The organism is Streptomyces dioscori (assembly GCF_003024195.1).
In the GTDB taxonomy this organism is placed as follows: Bacteria; Actinomycetota; Actinomycetes; order Streptomycetales; family Streptomycetaceae; genus Streptomyces; species Streptomyces dioscori.
In genome coordinates this window covers 415,325-435,298 of record NZ_KZ679041.1, presented here as the reverse complement: position 1 = coordinate 435,298, position 19,974 = coordinate 415,325, and the positions used below count along the sequence as shown (strand labels likewise).

Here is a 19,974-nt window from a genome sequence, read left to right as displayed (position 1 = left end):
CGTGCTCATCGTTCCTCCCCTGGATCGGTCCTGAAGCGTCGTCCGGCGGCCACCCTGACCAGGCCGCCGGGAAGGAAGAGCACCACCACGACAATGGCGGCGCCGTAGAGGTACCGGGATGCCTCCCCCGGTGCGATCCCGCCGGTACCGGGGGCGGAGACCAGGGGCAGCGCATCGCTGTAGCGGGTCAGCAGCTGCGGCAGCACGGAGACGAACACCGCGCCGATCACCGCCCCCGAGACCGAGCCGAGCCCGCCGATGACGATCATGGCGAGGTATTCGAGCGACAGCGTGATGCCGAAGTAGTCCGGCACCGTCCGCTGGAAGACCAGGGCGAGCAGGACGCCCGCGAGGCCCGCGTACATCGAGGACAGGACGAAGACGGCGGCCCGGTAGCGGGCCACGGGGACACCCATGACACCGGCGGCGATGCGGTGGTCCCGGATCGCGTTCATGGCACGTCCGGGGCGTCCGCGCAGCACCCCGCGGGCGAACAGCGCGCCGCCGAGGAGCAGCACGAGTGCCGCGTACCAGAGCTTCTCCGCGGAGCCGAACGGGACGTTGGCGACCAGGAGTTCACTGTCGTCGAAGGTCAGCCCGAACAGGCTCAGGGGCGGTACGTCACGGCCGTTGAAGCCGCCGGTGAGGTCCTTGGCGTTGAACAGCACGTGCTGGCCGATGAAGATCAGCGCGAGGGTGGCGATGCCCAGGTAGGCGCCGCGCAGGCGTCCCGCGATGGGGCTGAAGAGGCCGCCGGCCAGGCCCGCGACCAGGACGGCGAGGACGGCCGCGAGCCAGGTCGGCAGGCCCAGGCCGGTGAGCCCGTCACCGCCGTCAGCGGCGAACACGCAGTAGCCGTACGCGCCGACCGCGAGGAAGAAGGCGTGGCCCATGGAGAGCTGGCCGGTGGAGCCGGTGAGCAGGTTGAGCCCGATCGCGCCGATCGCCGCGGCCATCGCGAACAGGCCGGCCTGGAGCCAGAACCGGTCCAGGTAGAAGGGCAGGACGAGCAGCAGGAGGGCGCCGGCGGCCCAGACGTACGTACGGGCGCGGGTGGGGAGCCGCACGGGGCGGCGGGCGGAGGTCTCGGAGGCGGGTGCTTCGGAGACCGGTACTTCGGAGACGGGTGTCTCAGACACGGGCCAGCTCCTTCGTGCCGAACAGCCCGGCGGGCCGGACGAGCAGGATCACGGTCATCACGAGGTAAGGGGCGACATCGCCCAACCCCCGTCCCAGGAACGACAGTTCGCTCTGGTAGCCGGTCGCGAGGGATTCCGTGACGCCGACGATCAGACCGCCGACGAGTGCTCCGGTGGTGGAGTCGAGGCCGCCCAGGATGGCGGCGGGGAAGGCCTTGAGCGCGGCGAGCGAGGTGGCCCGCTCCAGGCCCGGGGTGGGGAAGACGGTCAGGAACAGGGCGGCCACGGCGGCGAGTCCGCCCGCCACGGCCCAGGCGCCGAGCGACACCCGTCCGAGCCGTACGCCCATCAGCGCGGCCGTCTCCGTGCTCTCGGCGGCGGCCCGCATGGCCACGCCCCAGGAGGTGTACCGGAAGGTGAGCAGGAAGGCCGTGATGAGCAGGCCCGCGGTGACGAAGGCGGCGATGCGCGTGTGGGCCAGCGAGATGGAGCCGATGGTGAGGACGTCGTCGCCCCACGGGTCGCCGAGCGGCAGCACGTCGGTGCCGATCCGGCGGGTGAGTTCCGTGGTGAGCAGGATGTCCACACCGATGGTGACGATGGCGAGGACGCTGTGGTCGGACCCCCGGTAGCGGCGCATCACGAGGAACTCGACGGCCGCCCCGACCAGCGCGGCCCCGGCGATCCCGGCCAGCAGCGCGGGCCAGAAGCCGATGTCGTCGTGGAGGACCGCGGTGATGTACCCGCCGGCCAGCAGCAGGGACGCGTGGGCGAAGTTGACGACCTCGGTGGCCCGGAAGATGACCACGAAGCCGAGGGCGATGAGGGCGTAGACCGACCCCATCGACAGCCCGTTGAGGAGGAGTTCGGCGAAGGTGCTCACGACGTGCTCTCCTCTTTCCCGGAGCGCCCGGCCCCTTCGGGTTCCTCGGACCGCTCCCCCAGATAGGCGCGTACGACCGCCGGATCGTTCTGTACGTCGGCGGGGGCGCCGTCCGCGATGCGGCGCCCGAAGTCCAGTACGGTCACCGCGTCGGCGAGCCGCATCACCACCCCCATGTCGTGTTCCACCAGGACGATCGAGATGCCGAGGCTGTCGCGGACCCCCGCGATCACGGCGGAGGTGCGGATCCGCTCGTCGGCGGTCATGCCCGCGACCGGCTCGTCCAGGAGCAGCAGCCGGGGCTCCATGCACAGGGCGCGGGCCAGTTCGGCGAGCTTCTGCTGGCCGTACGGCAGCGAGCCCGCCGGACGGGCGAGACAGGACGAGATGCCGACGAACTCGGCGATCTCACGGACGCGTTCACGGTGACGGCGCTCCTCACGGGCCGCCGCGGGCAGCTTCAGGCCCGCGGCGAGGAAGCCGGTGCGGGTCAGCCGGTGGCGGCCCAGCAGGAGGCTGTCCTCGACCGTGGCGAGCGGGGGCAGGGCGAGGTTCTGGAAGATGCGGGCGACGCCCAGATCGGCGATGCGGTGCGGAGGCATGCCGGTCAGTTCGTGGTCGCCGAGGCGGACGCTGCCGGAGGTGGCGCGGTAGACGCCGGACAGCACGTTGAAACAGGTGGACTTGCCCGCTCCGTTGGGGCCGATGAGGGCGTGCACGGTGCCGGGGCGGACGGTGAAGTTCACGGCGTCCAGGGCGGTCAGACCGGCGAAACGCACGGTCAGGTCCTTCACCTGGAGCGGTGGTACGGCGGTGGCTGCCTCAGGACCGGGGTCCGTGGGCTGTGGCGGCGCGTCGTTCGTCATGGTGATGTGCTCACCCCTTCCATCGGGTCAGCGCCGGGTGCGAGGCGCGGGCCCGCTCGGCGTCGGCCGCGGCGTCCTCGTCGACCACGCCCAGATAGCGGCGGCGCACCTCGTCGGAGGCGGCCAGTTCGTCGGCGGGCCCCGACAGGGTGACCTCGCCGACCTCAAGGACGTACGCGCGGGTGGCCAGGCGCAGGGCCAGCGCGGCGTTCTGCTCCACGAGCAGGATCGAGGTGCCCTGGGTGTTGATCTCCCTCACGGTCTCGGCGATCCGTGCCGCCATCAACGGGGCGAGCCCCAGGGACGGTTCGTCGAGGAGCAGCATCCTCGGGGCGGCCATCAGGGCACGCCCGACCGCGAGCATCTGCTGTTCTCCGCCGGACAGCAGACCGGCGTGCTGCTGGGCGCGGTCGGCGAGCACGGGGAACAGTTCGTGGACGCGGCGCAGGGCGGCGGCCCGCTCGGCACGGCCGCCGGTGGCCCCGAGCGCCCCGGCACGCAGGTTGTCGGCGACGGTCATCCGGGCGAACACCCGGCGCCCTTCCGGGATCTGGGAGATCCCGGCGGCCACCACCCGGTCCGGCGGAAGGCCGCCGAGAGGGCGGCCGTCGAACTCGACCGTGCCTGCGGTCACCGCGCCGCCGTGGAAGGACAGGGTCCGGCAGATGGCCCGCAGGAGGGTCGTCTTGCCCGCGCCATTGCCGCCGAGGACCGTGACGACGGCTCCCTCCGGCACCTCCAGGGACACCTGGCGCAGTGCCCGTACGGGCCCGTATCCGACCGACAGGTCCCGTACGGCCAGCCCCGACCCACCCATGGCATTCCCCCTGTCATCGCGGTCATCGCGCTCCTGCCCGCCTCGCACCCGGCGTGTTCACGTCCGGTGCGTGCACGTCCGGTGTGGCGCTCACCACAGCACCGGCAGGGGCGTCCGTCCACGGGGCGCGGGCGAATCGCTGCGGGTGACCAGCGGGTGCGGGCAGGCGTTGTGCGCGCGCACAACACCGCGTGTCAGGGGCCTGTGCGGGGCGGCACACAGGTGACATCCTCCGGCCATGGGAGCCCGCAGAAGGCGTACCGGTCATGACTGGAAGCTGCTCGCCGAGTCCTGCACGGCGCTGCTGGAGCGGCTGCCGGAGCTGGTCGACGAGCACATGCGGCAACTGGCCGAACACTCCCCCGTCTACGGGGAGTTCCTGCCGTACGACCAGCAGTGGCGGGAGGCCCAGGACGCGATGCGGATCGGGATCGAGACGATCTCCGCGCCCCGGGACTCACCCCGCCGCGATCTGGAGTACGCGGAGGACGCGGGCCGGCGCCGGGCCCAGCAGGGCCTGCCGCTGGAACTGCTGGTGCACGCGTACCGCTCCGCCGGCTATCTGGTGTGGGACGCGCTGCTTGAGGCGGCGACCGGCAAGGAACCGGAGCGTCTCGGGGTGCTGATGCGGTCGGCGACCATGGTGTGGTCCGCCGTGGACGCGCAGGCCGCGACGGCGACCGAGTCGTATCTGGCGACCGAGATGGAACTTCGGCGGCGTACCGACGAACGGCTCCAGGCGCTGCTCGACGCGCTCCTGGAGGGTCAGGAGGCGCCCGGGCTGGCCGCGCGCGCCGCCGCCGGCCTGGACCTGCCCGAACGGGGTCCGTACGCCGTGGTCGTGCTGCGCTCGGAGCGGCGGGAGCCGTTGCGGCGGCCCGTGGAGGGGGCGGGGCTGCGGTTCGTCTGGCGGATGCGGGCCGACTGCGAGGTGGGGGTGGTGGCCCTCGGGCCCGGACAGGGCCTCGACGGGGTCGCGCGGGCGCTCGACGGGCGGTGTTCCGGTCCCGGCGGGATCAGTCCCGTGGTCGCCGGGCTCGCCGAGCTGGGGCGGGCGCGGCGGCTCGCCGAACTGGCGCTGCGTACGTGTCCGCCGGACGCGAGCGCCGTCGTGCGGCTCGACCAGCGGATGCCGACCGCGCTCGTCGTCAGCCAGCCCGAGCTGGCGTCGCGGCTGGTGGCGGACGTGTTCGGCGCGCTGCTGGAGCTCGAACCGCCCGATCGGGCCGTGCTGTTGGAGACGCTCGACGCGTGGCTGAGCTGTGAGGGGTCTGCTGGGCGGGCGGCTGGGCGGCTGTACTGCCACCGGAACACGGTGTTCAACCGCCTGCGGCGCCTGGAACAGCTGACGTCGCGGTCGTTGGCGCGACCGCGGGACCTGATCGAGATGACGCTGGCGCTGGATGCGTATCGGTTGGCGGGGGTAGGGGGGTAGCGCATTGTTTTCGCCCCCGCCGCCCCTACCCGTCCCGTCACTGACTCGGGGGCGCTGCCCCCGAACCCCCGGTCCTCAAACGCCGGACGGGCTGAAAGGCACCTTTCAGCCCGTCCGGCGGACGTCTCTCAGCCCGTCCGGCGTTTGAGGACAAAGGGGGCGAGGGGGCTTAGCCCCCATGCGTGGACGGGAATGGGTAGGGGCGGCGGGGGCGAAAAACCCCGCAAGTCATCCTCAGGTGAGGAAATCACGCGCGATTCGCTCGGCCACCCGTTCCAGGATCGGGCCCGCGTCCGCGATGCACCGGCCCACATCCGGCTCGACATCCGTGAGCGGATACACCCGCCGAATCCCAGCCCGCCCCAGCGCCTCAGGAGCAAGAGCCAACCGCCCGCACACGGCGATGACCTCCTTACCGGCGGCACGAGCCGCCGCCGCCACCCCCGCCGGAGCCTTCCCATGGAGGGTCTGGTCGTCCAGCGACCCCTCCCCCGTGATGACGAGCGTCGCCCGCGACAGTGCCGGCCCGAACCCCAGCACGTCGAGCATCACCTCGATACCGGGCCGGAAACTCGCACCGAGCCCCACCAGGGCCCCGTACCCGATACCCCCCGCGGCCCCCGCCCCGGGCGCGACGGCGTACTCCGCGGCCCGCCCCCCGATCGACTTCTCCAGGATCGTGGCGAGGTGCGCGAGCCCCGCGTCGAGCGCCGCGACCTCGTCGGGGGAGGCGCCCTTCTGCGGCCCGTACACCGCCGCAGCGCCCTTCGGACCGGTCAGCGGGTTGTCGACGTCGCTCGCGAGGACCACGTCGACGCCGGTGAGGCGGGGGTCGAGACCGGTCAGGTCCGCCGTGGCGAGTTCCGCGAGGGACCCGCCCCCGGGCGGTACGGGCTCGCCGTCCTCGTCGAGGAACCGGGCCCCGAGCGCGGCCAGCATCCCGGCCCCGCCGTCGGTTGTCGCGCTGCCGCCGACGCCGAAGACGATGGTCCGGGCCCCGGCGTCGAGCGCGGCCCGCAATAGTTCCCCGGACCCGTACGTGGACGACGTGAGCGGCGCGAAGGTCCCGGCGGGCAGTCGCTGCAGGCCGCTGGCCTCGGCCATCTCGACGACCGCGGTCTCCTCGCGCAGGGCGAACGCGGCGGTGACCTCGTCACCGAGCGGCCCCGCGACCCGTACCTCGTGCCGTTCGAACCCGGCGGCGACCGCCGCGGCGACGGTGCCGTCTCCGCCGTCGGCCACCGGCAGCGACTCGACCTCGACCTGGGGCGCGATCCGGTGCAGTCCCGCCGTGACCCGCTCGGCGACCTGCACGGCCGTGAGCGAGCCCTTGAACTTGTCCGCGGCGATGAGTACGCGCTGGATCTGGCTACCGGTCCGGTTCACTGCAGCGTCAGCCACCTTGTGTTCCCCTTGCTCTTCGGGCCTTGCGCATGTCAAGGCAGTCGCGCCGCTGCGACCCTAACCGCAGGAGGGGGCCGCTGCCCAGGGCGGTTCTCAGGACCCGGACAGCGGTGGGACGGGCTCGGACGGACCCGGACCGGGCTCGGACGAGCCTCTCGGGGCGGTGGCGGGTCAGCCGGCGTCGGTGCCGCGCGAGTCGTAGAGCTGGTGGGTCAGCTTGCCCTTGTGTCCGAACGGCACGCTGATGTGCTCCAGCACATCCTCCAGCAGGTCGAGGTCCCCGGTCCGCACACCGACGTCCCCGGTATGGACCAGAGGCTCGGCGGGTGCGGCCTGGGCGACGGCGGCACCGGGGCCGGACAGGACGGCGGCGACCGCGACGGCACCGGCCGCGAGGACCGTCGTACGACTCGACGACTTCATGGGACTCCCAACGTGCAATACGAATAAAACCTGACGACCTTCTCATGTGGCGCGGTGCCGTACGTATGCAAACCAGTTGAGATCGAGAGGAATTCGACAGACCGGGTGTAAGCCGTCCACGGGTTGACGATCTTGCGGAGCTTCCCGTCGATCTCGCTACGCTGGCCCGATGACCACCTCTGACTACGCCACGTACATCGCGGGCCTGCCCCGCGTGCTCGTCGGCGCCGCCGCTCTCTTCCGTGACGCCGAGGGCCGTGTGCTGCTCGTCGAGCCCAACTACCGTGACGGCTGGGCGCTGCCGGGCGGGACCGTGGAGTCGGACGCCGGGGAGACACCCAGGCAGGGGGCCCACCGGGAGACCCTGGAGGAGATCGGCCTGGACCTGGAGGTCGGCAGGCTGCTCGCGGTGGACTGGGTGCCCGGCACGCAGCGGCCCCCGATCGTGGCGTACCTGTACGACGGTGGAGTCCTGACGGAGGAGCAGTTCAAGTCGATCCGCCTCCAGGAGTCGGAGCTGCTGTCCTGGCGGCTGGTCCCGCGCGAGGAGCTCACCGAGTACATGCCGGGCTCCCTGGGCCGCCGCGTGGTCACCGCACTCGACGTCCTGACGGAGGGAACGGGCGCGGCGGAACTGGAGAACGGCGACCGGGTCGGCTGACGCGCGCCGCCGTCTCTCCCGCAGCGGCTCAGAAGAGAGCCAGATGCCCTTCCCGGCCCTCTCGGCCCTCTCGGCCCTCTCGGCCCTCTCGGCCCTCTCCCTGTCCTCCCTGCCCTCCGCGCTCGAAGTCCAGCAGTTGCCGCTTGCGTTCCAAGCCGCCGCCGTAGCCCGTCAGGCTGCCGTCGGCGCCCACCACGCGATGGCAGGGCACGATGATTCCCAGCGGGTTCCTGCCGTTGGCGAGGCCGACCGCCCGGGAGGCGTTCGGATTGCCGAGGGTGTCCGCGAGCTGACCGTACGAACGGGTCTCGCCGTAGGGGATCCTGCGGAGCTCCGCCCAGACGGAACGCTGGAACGGGGTGCCGTGGAGGTGCAGTTGGACGGAGAAGTCCCGCAACTCGCCCGCGAAGTAGGCCCGTAGCTCCTCGGCCACCTCGGCGAACGGCGTGTCGTCCGGGTCGCCGGGGCCGCCGAAGTTCTCCTCGGGCGGGCGGTGGCGCTGGTCGGTCATGTAGAGGCCGCAGAGGACGCCGTCGGTGGCGACCAGGGTGAGCGGGCCGTACGGGCTGTCGATGACGGTGTGCCGCTTCGTGTGCTGTTTCAGGGGTTGCTTCACTGTGCTTCCTTCGGTGCGTGAGCTGTCTGTTCGGGGAGGAAGTTGACCGGGTGCGAGCCCGTCGCCCACAGGTACTGGACGGCGTACGCGCGCCAGGGCCGCCAGTCCGCGGCCCGTGCCGTCAGTGCGGCGGGAGTGGACGGCAGGCCCAAGTCCCGTGCCGCGTAACGGATTCCGAGGTCGGTCACCGGGAAGGCGTCGGGGTCGCCGAGGGCGCGCATGGCGATGACCTCGACCGTCCAGGGGCCGAACCCGGGCAGGGCGAGCAGCCGGGCCCTGGTCTCCGTCCAGTCGCCCTCGACGCCGAGATTGAGGGTGCCGTCGGCCAGTTGGCCGACGAGTGTGGTGAGGGTGGCCCGGCGGGTGGCCGGCATGGCGAGGGCTTCGGGGTCGAGTGCCGCCAGGGCCTCGGCGGACGGGAAGAGGTGGGTGAGACCGCCCTCGGGATCGTCGACGGTGTCACCGTGTGCCGCCACCAGGCGTCCCGCGTGCGTACGGGCGGCGGCCGTGGACACCTGCTGCCCCAGCACGGCCCGTACGGCGAACTCGGCCTCGTCGACCGTACGGGGCACCCGGCGGCCCGGCGCCTTGTCGACGAGTGGCGCCAGCACCGGATCCGTACGCAACTGGTCGTCGACCGCGACCGGGTCGGCGTCCAGGTCGAGCATGCGGCGGCAGCGGCTGATGGCGACGGTCAGGTCGCGCAGGTCGCTGAGGGTGAGCCGGCAGCCGATGTGGTCGGGCTTCGGAGTGAGGGCGACGACTCCGTGGCCGTACGGCAGACGCAGGGTGCGCCGGTACGCGCCGTCGCGCCACTCCTCCACCCCGGGTACGGCGGTGGCGGCGAGGTGGCCGAAGAGGTTGTCCGGGTTGAGCGGGGTCCGGAAGGGGAGCCGGAGTGCCAACACCCCCGGTGTACCGGTCGAGTTGGTGCGGTCGACGTGATTCTTGGGCGCCTTGGTGCGCAGCTCGCTCGGGGCGAGGGCGAAGACCTCGCGGACCGTGTCGTTGAAGGTGCGGACGGAGGAGAAGCCCGCCGCGAAGGCGATCTCGGCCATCGGGAGCGTGGTCGTCTCGATGAGCAGGCGGGCGGTCTGGGCACGCTGGGCGCGGGCCAGGGCGAGCGGGCCCGCGCCCAGCTCGGCCAGGAGCTGGCGTTCGATCTGCCGGGTGCTGTAGCCGAGGCGGGTCGCGAGCCCCGGCACGCCCTCGCGGTCCACGGTCCCGTCGGCGATGAGCCGCATCGCGCGGGCGACCAGGTCGGCGCGCTGGTTCCACTCGGGCGAGCCGGGGCTCGTATCGGGGCGGCAGCGTTTGCACGCCCGGAATCCGGCCTGCTGGCAGGCGGCGGCGCTCGGGTAGAACGTCATGTTCTCCGGCTTCGGAGGCACGACGGGGCAGCTGGGCCGGCAGTAGATCCGCGTGGTCAGGACCGCGGTGAAGAACCAGCCGTCGAAGCGGGCGTCCTTCGACTGGACGGCGCGCACACAGCGCTCGGTCTCGGCGTGCATCCCGTTCTGCATGCCCCCAGCATCGCCCTCGGTCAGGGCGATGGCTGGCGGGAATGCGACATCTGCCTCAGCCCGGCTCCCTCTCCCGGGCCCCGGGGCTCACCGGCTCCCTTTCCCGGACCCGGGGCTCACCCCTCGGCCATGGGGCTCACTCCTCGGCCGTGGGGCGCCGGGAGGCCGCCGTCGCCCTGCCGACGTCGGTCAGGGGGCGCAGCCGGTAGGTGTAGGAGTAGTCCCGGTCGGCGAAGAGCTTGTACTCGTCGTGGGTGTGCGCGCCCCAGCTGTTGTCGCCGCCGACACCCATCTGCCGGTGGTTGACGCGCAGGACGACCTCGTCCCGGCGGGTCAGCTGGTAGTCGTGGCGCGTGCCCACCGACAGGTCCTCGGGGGTGAAGTGTGAGGCGTTGACCTCGATGAGGGGTTCGCCGGAGACGAGGAGCCCGGTGCCGTCGCGGCCGGTGAGGGCGGCCCAGCGGACGTCGGTCCTGTTGCCGTTCTCCTGCGGGCGGATGTAGGGCGTCCACTGCTCGGAGACGGTCCCCGAGTAGAGCCCCACGTCGGTGCCGTCGTTGCGGTCCCAGTGGTTCTCCTCGGGGCCGCGGCCGTAGTAGCGCAGGTGCTCCAGCCGGCCCGGGAGGAACAGCAGGTTGCCGACCTCCGGGATGTAGGGCAGGTTCGCCGCGCCCGGGTGGAGGGTGTTGTCGACCTTGATCTCACCGTTGCCGAAGACGGTGTAGGTAGTGGTGTACGCGGATTCGGTGGTGGTGGGCAGGGTGCCGGTGACCTTGATCCGGACGGCCCGGTCGCGCACGGTGTCCACACTGACGTCGGTCACCTCGCGCAGGGTCCCGGCGTCGCGCCAGGTCTGGTTGCGGACGTGCTGGCCGTTGCCCCGGTCGTTGTCGGTCGGTGCCCGCCAGAAGTTCGGTACGGGCCCGGAGGTGAGGAGCCGGGCGCCACGGGCCTCGTACGAGGTGATGAGTCCCGTCCTCTTGTCGACGGTCACCGAGAAGTCGTCGCCCCTGACCGTGACGGACCGTTCGCCGTCCTGGTGGCGCAGCGGGGGCACCCGGGTCAGTGGCACGGGCCGCACGGCGGGGCTGTCGGCGTCGACCGGCAGTTGCTGGGCGGCCACCTCGAAGCCGGCCTTGGCCCATTTGGTGCGTTCCTTGGTGGTGAAGGACAGCCGCAGGAAGTACTCCGTGCCGGGCGCCGGGTCGGCGGGCAGCCTGACGGGCACGGTGATGTCCTTGCTGCTGAGCGGCGCCACATCGAGCTGGGCGCGGCTCAGCTGTCCGCGCCGCACGGTCCGGCCGTCGGCGACGAGCGTCCAACTGCCGTCGAAGTCACGCAGGTTGGTGAACAGGTACTCGTTGGTGAGGGTGACGGAGAGCCCGGCGGCTCGAACGGCAAGCGACTTCCCCGATGCCGCCGATGCCGTCGGTGCGGCGTTGATCGCCTGGTAGATCCGCTTGACCTGGGCGGCCTTGCCGGTGTGTCCGCGGTCGGCGGTGACGATGCCGTCCGCGACGAAGGCCCCGTCGTTCGGGTGGTCGCCCCAGTCGCCGCCGTACGCGAAGAAGCTGCGGCCTTCAGGGCGGTTCCCCGGTCGTTTCTCCGTCACCTTCACGGTGGCCGCGTCGAACCAGAACCGCACTCCGTCGTCGCCGGGGCCGCGCCCGTCCGAGGCGAGTTCGGCCGCGGACAGCGCGCGGGCGTAGACGCGAGCCCGCCGGATCGTGCCGCTGAACTCCCGGGTGGGGTTGTCGACGTCGGTGGCGAGCGAGAGCGGCGCGGTGTTGACGGCGGGTCGCCGGGTGGTGGCGCGGGTGGCCTTCACCGCCCCGTCCACGTGCAGGGTCAGGGTGCCCGCCGCCGCGTCGAAGACGCCCGCGACGTGGTGTTCCCGGCCGGTCCAGTCGTCCGGGAGGTCCCAGGTGGCGGTGATCCACTGGCCGTCGCCGTGGATGAAGAACTCCAGGGTCTCGCCGTTCTGCTTGAGGGCGTACTGGGTGTCGCCCTTGGTGATGAGCGGCTGGTGGTAGCCGGTCACCTGCGGGGTGACCCAGGCCTCCAGCGTCAGGGAGCCGGTGAGGTCGAGTCCGGGGTCGCGGGCGAAGACGGTACTGCCGGACAGGCCCTTGCGCCGGTCGAAGGTCGCGGCGGCGGCCTGGATCTCGCCGCGCACCGCGCCCGGCCCGGTCTCCGTGAAGAGGGTGCGCACGGGGACCGGTGTCGTGAGGGACTGGTCGACGAAGTCCCAGATCCAGCCGCCCTGCAGCACGTCGTGGCGGCGGATGAGGTCCCAGTACTTCTTGAAGTTGCCGGTCGAGTTCCCCATCGAGTGCGAGTACTCGATCATGACGTACGGGCGGGTGTCGGAGGTGTCCTCGGCACGGGCCTCGACGCGCGCGGGGCTGTCGTACATCTCCGAGCGGATGTCGCTGATCTCCGGCCGGTCATCGCCCTCGTACTGGATGACGCGGGTCGTGTCGTACGAGCGGATCCAGTCGTGCATGGCGACGAAGGTGCTGCCGCCGCCGGCCTCGTTGCCCAGCGACCAGATGACGACCGAGGCGTGGTTCTTGTCGCGGTGGACCATGTTCCGGGCGCGGGCCACACAGGCCCTGCTCCAGTCGGGGTGGTCGCCCGGGTACTCGTCGCGGATGCCGTGGGTCTCCAGGTTGGTCTCGTCCACCAGGTACAGGCCGTACTCGTCGGCCAGTTCGTACCAGTGGATGTTGTTCGGGTAGTGCGAGGTGCGGACGGTGTTGATGTTGGTCCGCTTGATGACCTCCATGTCCCGGACCATGTCCGCGCGGGTGAGCGCGGTGCCGCGGTCGGGGTGCATCTCGTGCCGGTTGGTGCCCCGCAGGGAGACGGGCCGGCCGTTGATGCGCATCAGCCCGTCCTTCAGCGCGAACTCGCGCAGGCCCACCCGGTGCGAGAGCGTCTCGACGACCTTGCCCGCCGGATCGCGCAGCCGCAGCACGGCCGTGTACAGGTACGGGTCCTCGGCCGACCACAGCTTCGGCGCGGGCACGGCTCTGGCGGCCTGTACGGTCACGTCCTCGCCGGCCGGGGCCGAGCCGAGGTCCACGGTCCGGTGCAGCGGGCGGGGCCAGACGGCGTGGCCGCGCGCGTCGTGGAGCTGGGTCTCGACGGAGTACGAGCCCGTGGCGCCCTCGCCCTCCGCACGGTCGCCGTAGTCGCGCACGCTCGCGGTGACCGACAGCTCGGCGGCCCGGTAGTCGTCGCTCAGCGGGGTGTCCAGTTTGAAGTCGCGCAGGTGCACGGCCGGGGTGGAGTAGAGGTGGACCGAGCGGAAGATGCCGCTCAGCCGGATCATGTCCTGGTCCTCCAGCCAGTCCCCGTCGGAGTAGCGGTAGACCTCCACCGCGATCTGGTTGGTGCCGGACTTCAGGTGCGGGGTGATGTCGTACTCGGCGGGGGTGTACGAGTCCTCGTGGTAGCCGACCAGTTCTCCGTTGATCCACACGTAGTGGGCGGACTTGACCCCTTCGAAGTGCAGGAACGTCCGCCGCCCCGACCAGCCCTTCGGGACGGTGAAGGTACGTCTGTACTGGCCCACGGGGTTGTACCGGGTCGGGGCGGCCGGCGGCTGCGGCTCCTCGCCCAGGCCGTTGGGGCCCCAGTACGGGTACGTGATGTTGATGTAGATCGGAAAGTCGTAGCCGTGCAGCTGCCAGGCGGAGGGTACGGGGATGGTGTCCCAGGAGCTGTCGTCGACGTCGGTGCGGTGGAAGTCGGGGTCCCGGTCGTCGGGGCGGTCGACGTAGGCGAACCTCCACTTCCCGTCGAGGCTCATCCGGTACGGCGAGCGGGTGCGGTCGCCGTCCAGCGCCTGCGCCACGTCCGCGTACGGGGTGAGGGTGGTGTGCGGCGGCTCGGTGCCGACCTGGAAGACGTCGATGGCGCCGTTCCACTCCGGGGAGCCGTCCGCGGCGGACGGACCGGCCGCGGCCGCGTGGACCGCGGAGGTGGACGAGGGCAGGGCGAGCGCGCCGAGGACGACGGCCCCTCCCTCAAGAAGTCGACGGCGGCTGACGGGAGTCGTGTGCGGAGGCAGGTGCGGGCGCGGGTGCGGCATGGCGGGGGCCTTCCTCGGTACGACAGTGGGGTGCGCGAACTGAGGGGCGTAAAGCGACTACTGGGCACAAAGGCACTTGGTGAGTCACAGAAACCCTAGAACCCGAACACAACAGCGGCAATGACCCTGTCGAACTCTGTGTGTTTCTGGGGGCTGCGCCGCGTCAGTCGACGCGCGCCGCGAACGCCTCGTACGCCGGCTCGTCGAAGAGGACGAATCTGACCTCGGTCACCGCTGTCTCCGTGTCCCGCACGGTCCCGACCGCGACACGCGCCGCGTCGTCCATCGGCCAGCCGAAGATGCCCGCGGAGATGGCCGGGAACGCGACGGTCCGCGCGCCCAGTTCGTCGGCGATCCGCAGGGATTCCCGATAGCAGGAGGCCAGCAGCTCGGACCGGTCCTCGCTGCTGCTGTGGACGGGCCCGACGGTGTGGATCACCCAGCGCGCGTCCAGCCGGCCGGCGGTGGTGGCGACCGCCTGTCCCGTTCGCAGGCCCTTGCCGTAATGCGAGGCGCGCAGTTTGCGGCACTCGGCGAGGATCTCGGGGCCGCCGCGCCGGTGGATGGCACCGTCCACTCCCCCGCCACCCAGCAGGGAGGAGTTCGCCGCGTTCACGATGGCGTCCACGCTCTGCTCGGTGATGTCGCCCCGGACGAGTTCGATACCGGTCATGTCTGGCGCAGCCTCTTCCATACGGCCTTCGCCGCGTTGTGCCCGGACATGCCGTGCACGCCGGGACCCGGCGGGGTCGCCGAGGAGCAGATGAACACCGCCGGGTGCGGGGTGTTGTACGGGAACGCCGACAGCGTGGGCCGCAGCAGCAGTTGCAGGCCGGAGGCCGCGCCGCAGCCGATGTCACCGCCCACGTAGTTGGCGTTACGGGCGGCGAGTTCGGGTGGTCCCGCTGTGGCGCGGGCGAGCACCCGGTCGCGGAAGCCGGGCGCGAACCGCTCCAACTGGCGCTCGATGGTGTCGGTGAGGTCTCCGGTCCAGCCGCTCGGGACGTGCGCGTAGGCCCAGAACACGTGCTTTCCGGCCGGTGCGCGGGACGGGTCGACGACACTCGGCTGCACGGTGATCAGGAACGGGGCGTCGGGGGCACGCCCTTCCCTGGAGGCGGCGCGCAGAGCGGTGGCGATCTCCTTGCGGTCCGCGCCGACCTGTACCGTGCCGGCCGTGCGGGCCTCCTTCGCGGTCCACGGCACCGGTCCGTCGAGCGCGTAGTCGAGCTTGAAGACACCCGCCCCGTACCGGTACCGCTCGTAGTAGCTCCCGAAGCCCGCGATCCGGCTCAGCGCGGTGGGCGAGGTGTCGAAGACGTACGCGCGCGCGGGCGGCAGGTCGTCGAGGCGCTTGACCTCGTAGTCGGTGTGGACGGCGCCGCCCAGGTCCTTGAGGTACGCGGTGAGCGCGTCGGAGATCGACTGGGAGCCGCCCCTGGCGACGGGCCAGCCCCTGGCGTGCGCGGCCAGCGCGAAGACGAGCCCGACGGCGCCGGTGGCGACACCGCCCAGCGGCGACATGACATGGGCGACGAGCCCCGCGAACAGCGCCTTGGCGCGCTCGTCGCGGAACCTGCGCATCAGCCAGGTCGACGGCGGCAGTCCGACCAGTCCGAAGCGGGCGAGGGTGACCGGGTCCCGGGGCAGCGCGCTGAGCGGCAGGGACATGAAGTCCTGTACGAGGGTGTCCCACCGGTGGGTGAAAGGCTCCACGAGCCTGCGGTACGTGCCCGCGTCCCGCGGTCCGAACGAGGCCGCCGTCTCGGCCACCGACCGCGACAGCACGGCCGCCGTGCCGTCCAGGAAGGGGTGCGCCATGGGCAGTTCGGGCTGCAGCCACTCCAGCCCGTACCGCCCGAGAGGCATCGCGCGGAAGGCGGGTGAGTTGACTCCCAGGGGGTGCGCTGCCGAACACGGGTCGTGCCGGAAGCCGGGCAGGGTCAGCTCCTCGGTGCGGGCACCTCCCCCGACGGTGTCGCGCGCCTCGAAGACGGCCACGGAGAAGCCGCGACGGGCCAGCTCCACGGCAGCCGTCAGTCCGTTCGGCCCCGCACCCACCACGACGGCATCGAGCATCGACGGCACCTTCGGACTCCTTTGTCAGCCGATGGCCACTGACGGTCAGGATATGCCGGGCCTGCGACAGCGCCCGTCCCCACCCCTCGCCGGCTCGTCACCCGGCCACCGACAGGCCCTGTCCGGCCCCGCGCGAGCGCCGCTCAGGCACCGCCCGACAGCAGTTCGAGGACCCGGCGGGTCGTGGCCGCGTCCCGCGCCGCCGTGAAGGGAAGGGTGTTGCCGCCGGTTATGCGGAACGGCTCCCCCGTGAGGGTCAGGTGCGCGCCGCCCGCCTCCTCGACGAGCAGCAGGCCCGCCGCGTGGTCCCAGGCGGCCTCCCAGCTGAACGCGACGGCGTCCAACTCACCGCGGGCGACGGCGAGGTACTCCAGTCCGGCGGAGCCGCAGGGGCGCGGGCTGACGCCCTGCGTACGCAGGCCGAGCAGCGCCCGCTTCTGGTCGTCCGTCGTGTAGTCCGGGTGGGACGTGGCGACTTCGAGGTCACGGCCCGGGTCCGGCGCGCCCGCCAGGAGGCGTTCGCCGTCGAGCAGGGCGCCCCTGCCCCGTACGGCCGTGGCGAGTTGGTCGCGGACCGGGGCGTACGTCCAGGACGCCAGCACGACGCCGCGCTGGGCGAGCGCGACCAGTGTGCAGAAGCCGGGGTCGCCGTGGACGAACTGGCGGGTGCCGTCGACCGGGTCGACGATCCAGACGGGCGCCTCGCCCTGCAGCGCCTCGTAGCTCGCCGGATTGGCGTGGACCGCCTCCTCGCCGACCACGACCGAGCCGGGCAGCAGCTTGCCGAGAACCCCGGTGAGGTATTCCTCGGCCTTGCGGTCGGCGTCCGTGACCAGGTCGTGCGGGCCGCTCTTCTGGTCCACCTCGTGTGCCGCGAGCTGCCGGAAGCGCGGCATGATCTCGGTGGCCGCCGCCTCGCGGACGGCCTGTTCGACGTCTGCCGTGCGGTGTGCGAGAAACTCGTCGATGGTTTCCATGTGTTCGATCATGCCTCCATGAGAGCACGCGCCACTGACAATCCCCACCCGGTGGGTGCATCACGGGTGGAATCGGCATGAACAACGTGCGCCGCGGTCAGGGGCCGTGGGGTGTTGTCGGGTGCGGCGGCGTCGTGGCCGGGGGCGCACTTCCCCGCGCCCCTGAAGGGGCGCCCCTGACGTGGGGCCGGCCGAATCTCCTCAGCGGCCGACCGCGTACCCCTGCATCCCGCGCGGGTTCGCCGCCGCCGACAGGATCCCGGTGCGCGGGTCCCGGGCGACCGCGCACAGCCGCCCCTCGGACCAGGCCTCGCCGACCTGGACGTCGTGGCCGCGGCGGCGCAGCTCCTCCACGACGTCGGGGTCGATGCGGGACTCGACGGTCACGCTGCCGGGCCGCATCCCGCGCGGGAAGAAGGAGCCGGGGAAGCTGTCGTTGTGCCAGTTGGGGGCGTCGATCGCGCCCTGGAGGTCCGGGCCGCCACGCACCTCCGCGCGCAGGGCGACGGCGAGGAAGAAGTGCAGCTGCCACTGGTCCTGCTGGTCGCCGCCGGGCGTGCCGAAGGCCAGGACGGGGACCCCGTCCCGCAGCGCGAGCGACGGTGTGAGTGTCGTGCGCGGACGGCGGCCCGGGGTGAGGGAGTTGGGCAGCCCCTCGTCCAGCCAGGCCATCTGGAGCCGGGTGCCGAGCGGGAAGCCCAGTTCGGGCACGACCGGGTTGGACTGCAGCCAGCCGCCGCTGGGCGTGGCCGCGACCATGTTGCCCCAGCGGTCGACGATGTCGAGGTGGCAGGTGTCGCCCCGGGTGCCGCCGTCCGCCGAGACGTCCGGCTCGCCGGGCACGGGAGACGTAGTCGGCTTGGCCACGGTCGGCTCACCGGCCCTTTCGGTCCCTCGCGCCACGGTGGGCTCGTCGGCCCTTTCAGCCCCGCGGGCCACGGTCGGGCCACCGCCCCCATCGGCCCCTCTCGCCACGGTCGGCTCCCCCGCGCCCGGCGTCGCGAGTGCGTCGAAGCCGGCCTCCGCCAGGGCTCCGGAGGCCACCACGCGCGCGTGCCCGCTGAGCTGCGGAGTACGGCCGCCGGGACTTCCCGGCCGCAGCTCGTACGAGGCCTTCTCCCCCACCAGCGCCCGCCGCCCGGCGTTGTACTCCGGTGACAGCAGCTCCGACAGCAGCTCCGCCGGGGGCACCTCGCCCGCGTCCCCGTACCAGGCCTCCCGGTCGGCCATCGCGAGCTTGCAGCCCTCGATCAGCAGGTGCGTGTACTCGGCGGAGCCGTACCGTGGCAGCTCGGGCGGCAGCAGGGCCAGCTGCTGGAGGAGTACCGGGCCCTGGCTCCAGGGCCCCGCCTTGCACAGGGTCCAGCCCCGCCAGTCGTAGGTGGCCGGTGCTTCGTAGGACGCGGACCAGGAGGCCAGGTCGGCGGCGGTGAGCGTGCCGGAGTGACGCTCACCGCTGGTGTCCCGCGTAGGCCGGGCCGCCTGCCGCACGAGCGCCTCGGCGATGAAGCCCTCGCGCCAGATCCGCCGAGCGGCCTCGATCTGCGCGATCCGGCGGTCGCCCGCCGGGGCCCCGCCGTCCTGGGCCCCGCGGTCCTGAGCCCCGCCATGCCGGGCCCCGCTGTCCTGGGCCTCGCCGTACCGGGCCCCGCCGTCCTGGGCCCCGCCATGCCGGGCCTCAACCGCTCCGGCGGAGGACTCCGCGATGAGCCGCTGCCAGGTCGCGGCCAGCGCGGGATTGCGGAACAGCTCGCCCGGTCGCGGGGGCTCCCCGCCCGGCAGGTACACCTCGGCGGACGACGTCCACTCGGTCTCGAACAGCTCCCGTACGGTCTCCACGGTCTGGCCGACGCGCTCCACGGGCGCGTGCCCGTCCCGCGCGTACCCGATCGCGTACTTCAGGACGTCCGCCAGGGATTTCGTGCCGTGGTCGCGCAGCAGCAGCATCCACGCGTCGAAGGCGCCCGGCACGGCGGCCGCGAGGGGGCCGGTGCCGGGGACGAGGTCCAGGCCCAGCCCCCTGTAGTGGGCGACGGTGGCCCCGGCCGGTGCCACGCCCTGACCGCACAGGACCTGTACCTCGCCGCCCGCCGGGGCGAGGATGATCGGCACCTCACCGGCGGGCCCGTTGAGGTGCGGCTCGACCACGTGCAGCACGAAACCCGCGGCGACGGCGGCGTCGTACGCGTTGCCGCCGTCCTCCAGCACGGCCATCGCCGACTGCGAGGCGAGCCAGTGCGTGGAGGACACCATTCCGAAGGTGCCCTGGAGCGTGGGTCGGGTCGTGAACACGGGGAACTCCTCGCTGCGGGGCAGGCCGCGGGCCGCGGGCCGGGGCATCCGGCGATGGTACGCAGGCCTGTTGCTAACGGGCTTGCGAGGGCTGCCAGGCCGTCGTCCCGAGGACGTTCTCCGGGCCGATGTCGAGCGGATACGGCGGCCGTACGGTCACCGTGTCGTCGCCCTTCTCCGGAGCGACCCGGAGATACACGCCGCTGGTGTTGTTCATCCGCCAGTACAGGGCCGCGTGCGCGCTCTCACCGGGGGCGAGCGTGATGGGCCGGGGGCCGGGGTCCTCCGGAGCCATGGACACCTGGTCCGTGCCCTGGACGGTCTTCACGCCGGGGAACGGATCGCCGGAGCCGTCCAGCACGGTGACGGCCGGATAGCCGTTCAACTTGTACGGCTTCCCGCCGCAGTTGGTGACGTCGAGGCCCATCGCGCGCAGTCCCATCGCCGCGTCGCCCTGATCGGCCGCGAAACGCAGACCGGACTTGGGACAGCCTTCCGCCTGCTGGCCGGGGACGGCGGGAGGGGGTGCCGGGGAGGGCGCGGAGGTCACAGGCGCGGGCGTGGGCGAGGGTGGCACCACCGCGACGGACGGTGTCGGGGCGGGCGTGCGTTCCGGGTTGCTCTCCCGGTCCAGTTCGGCGGAGAGCCCGCACCCGCTCGCCCCCAGTACCGGCGTCAGTACCAGCAGGCAGACGAGGGCGGCACTGCGGAAGGGTCTCGGCCTCGGACGTGTCGCGATCACCCGCCGATCATCACACGG

General features: G+C 72.3%; 16 protein-coding genes. 2 read left to right on the top strand and 14 right to left on the bottom strand.

The window, feature by feature from the left end:
- Positions 1-5 precede the first annotated feature (5 nt).
- Genes C6Y14_RS13065 through C6Y14_RS13050 form a run of 4 tightly spaced genes read right to left on the bottom strand, consistent with a single transcriptional unit; the run spans position 6 to position 3,705 of the window.
- Positions 6-1,139, bottom strand: a complete 1,134-nt coding sequence (locus C6Y14_RS13065) for a branched-chain amino acid ABC transporter permease (protein WP_404828780.1) — start codon at positions 1,137-1,139, stop codon at positions 6-8.
- Positions 1,132-2,022, bottom strand: coding sequence for a branched-chain amino acid ABC transporter permease (locus tag C6Y14_RS13060; RefSeq protein WP_107016763.1), 891 nt, complete (start codon positions 2,020-2,022; stop codon positions 1,132-1,134). The genes C6Y14_RS13065 and C6Y14_RS13060 overlap by 8 nt, the downstream gene beginning before the upstream one ends.
- Positions 2,019-2,888 carry an ABC transporter ATP-binding protein gene (locus C6Y14_RS13055; protein WP_107016762.1) on the bottom strand — a complete coding sequence of 290 codons (870 nt, stop codon included), beginning with the start codon at positions 2,886-2,888 and terminating at the stop codon, positions 2,019-2,021. The genes C6Y14_RS13060 and C6Y14_RS13055 overlap by 4 nt, the downstream gene beginning before the upstream one ends.
- A 10-nt stretch (positions 2,889-2,898) precedes the next feature.
- Positions 2,899-3,705: an ABC transporter ATP-binding protein gene (locus C6Y14_RS13050; RefSeq protein WP_107016761.1), complete on the bottom strand. Its 807-nt coding sequence runs from the start codon at positions 3,703-3,705 to the stop codon at positions 2,899-2,901.
- 238 nt (positions 3,706-3,943) lie between these two features.
- Between C6Y14_RS13050 and C6Y14_RS13045 the strand changes: the two genes are divergently transcribed.
- A complete protein-coding gene (locus C6Y14_RS13045) occupies positions 3,944-5,140 on the top strand; it encodes a PucR family transcriptional regulator (protein ID WP_107016760.1) in 1,197 nt (398 codons plus the stop codon).
- Between the two features lie 234 nt (positions 5,141-5,374).
- On the opposite strand, the gene C6Y14_RS13040 is transcribed toward C6Y14_RS13045, so the two are convergent.
- Both C6Y14_RS13040 and C6Y14_RS13035 read right to left on the bottom strand, forming a co-directional pair.
- Positions 5,375-6,541, bottom strand: a complete 1,167-nt coding sequence (locus C6Y14_RS13040) for a glycerate kinase (RefSeq protein ID WP_107016759.1) — start codon at positions 6,539-6,541, stop codon at positions 5,375-5,377.
- Positions 6,542-6,715: 174 nt separating this feature from the next.
- Complete coding sequence (locus tag C6Y14_RS13035; protein WP_107016758.1) at positions 6,716-6,967, bottom strand: hypothetical protein; 252 nt, start codon at positions 6,965-6,967, stop codon at positions 6,716-6,718.
- A 169-nt stretch (positions 6,968-7,136) separates the two neighbouring features.
- Between C6Y14_RS13035 and C6Y14_RS13030 the strand changes: the two genes are divergently transcribed.
- The gene (locus C6Y14_RS13030) at positions 7,137-7,628 is read left to right on the top strand and encodes an NUDIX domain-containing protein (RefSeq protein WP_107016757.1); all 492 of its coding nucleotides are present in this window, start codon (positions 7,137-7,139) and stop codon (positions 7,626-7,628) included.
- A gap of 28 nt (positions 7,629-7,656) precedes the next feature.
- On the opposite strand, the gene C6Y14_RS13025 is transcribed toward C6Y14_RS13030, so the two are convergent.
- The 8 genes from C6Y14_RS13025 to C6Y14_RS12985 all read right to left on the bottom strand — a co-directional run bounded on the left by C6Y14_RS13025 (position 7,657) and on the right by C6Y14_RS12985 (position 19,956).
- Positions 7,657-8,244 (bottom strand): methylated-DNA--[protein]-cysteine S-methyltransferase, encoded by a 588-nt coding sequence (locus tag C6Y14_RS13025; protein ID WP_225891044.1) that lies wholly within the window; start codon positions 8,242-8,244, stop codon positions 7,657-7,659.
- Complete coding sequence (locus C6Y14_RS13020; protein WP_318658054.1) at positions 8,241-9,767, bottom strand: AlkA N-terminal domain-containing protein; 1,527 nt, start codon at positions 9,765-9,767, stop codon at positions 8,241-8,243. Before C6Y14_RS13020 ends, C6Y14_RS13025 begins: the two co-directional genes overlap by 4 nt.
- A gap of 136 nt (positions 9,768-9,903) precedes the next feature.
- Complete coding sequence (locus C6Y14_RS13015) at positions 9,904-13,866, bottom strand: glycoside hydrolase family 2 TIM barrel-domain containing protein (RefSeq protein ID WP_107016756.1); 3,963 nt, start codon at positions 13,864-13,866, stop codon at positions 9,904-9,906.
- Positions 13,867-14,029: 163 nt separating this feature from the next.
- The gene (locus tag C6Y14_RS13010; RefSeq protein WP_107016755.1) at positions 14,030-14,539 is read right to left on the bottom strand and encodes an O-acetyl-ADP-ribose deacetylase; all 510 of its coding nucleotides are present in this window, start codon (positions 14,537-14,539) and stop codon (positions 14,030-14,032) included.
- Complete coding sequence (locus C6Y14_RS13005; protein ID WP_107016956.1) at positions 14,536-15,945, bottom strand: phytoene desaturase family protein; 1,410 nt, start codon at positions 15,943-15,945, stop codon at positions 14,536-14,538. The genes C6Y14_RS13010 and C6Y14_RS13005 overlap by 4 nt, the downstream gene beginning before the upstream one ends.
- A 143-nt stretch (positions 15,946-16,088) precedes the next feature.
- Entirely contained in the window at positions 16,089-16,934 is an 846-nt protein-coding gene (locus C6Y14_RS13000) for an inositol monophosphatase family protein (RefSeq protein WP_107016754.1), read from the bottom strand.
- 189 nt (positions 16,935-17,123) lie between these two features.
- On the bottom strand, positions 17,124-19,262 hold the full coding sequence (locus C6Y14_RS44060; protein WP_159074231.1) for a gamma-glutamyltransferase family protein: 2,139 nt from the start codon (positions 19,260-19,262) through the stop codon (positions 17,124-17,126).
- Between the two features lie 25 nt (positions 19,263-19,287).
- Positions 19,288-19,956: a DUF4232 domain-containing protein gene (locus tag C6Y14_RS12985; protein ID WP_107016753.1), complete on the bottom strand. Its 669-nt coding sequence runs from the start codon at positions 19,954-19,956 to the stop codon at positions 19,288-19,290.
- Positions 19,957-19,974: the final 18 nt, after the last annotated feature.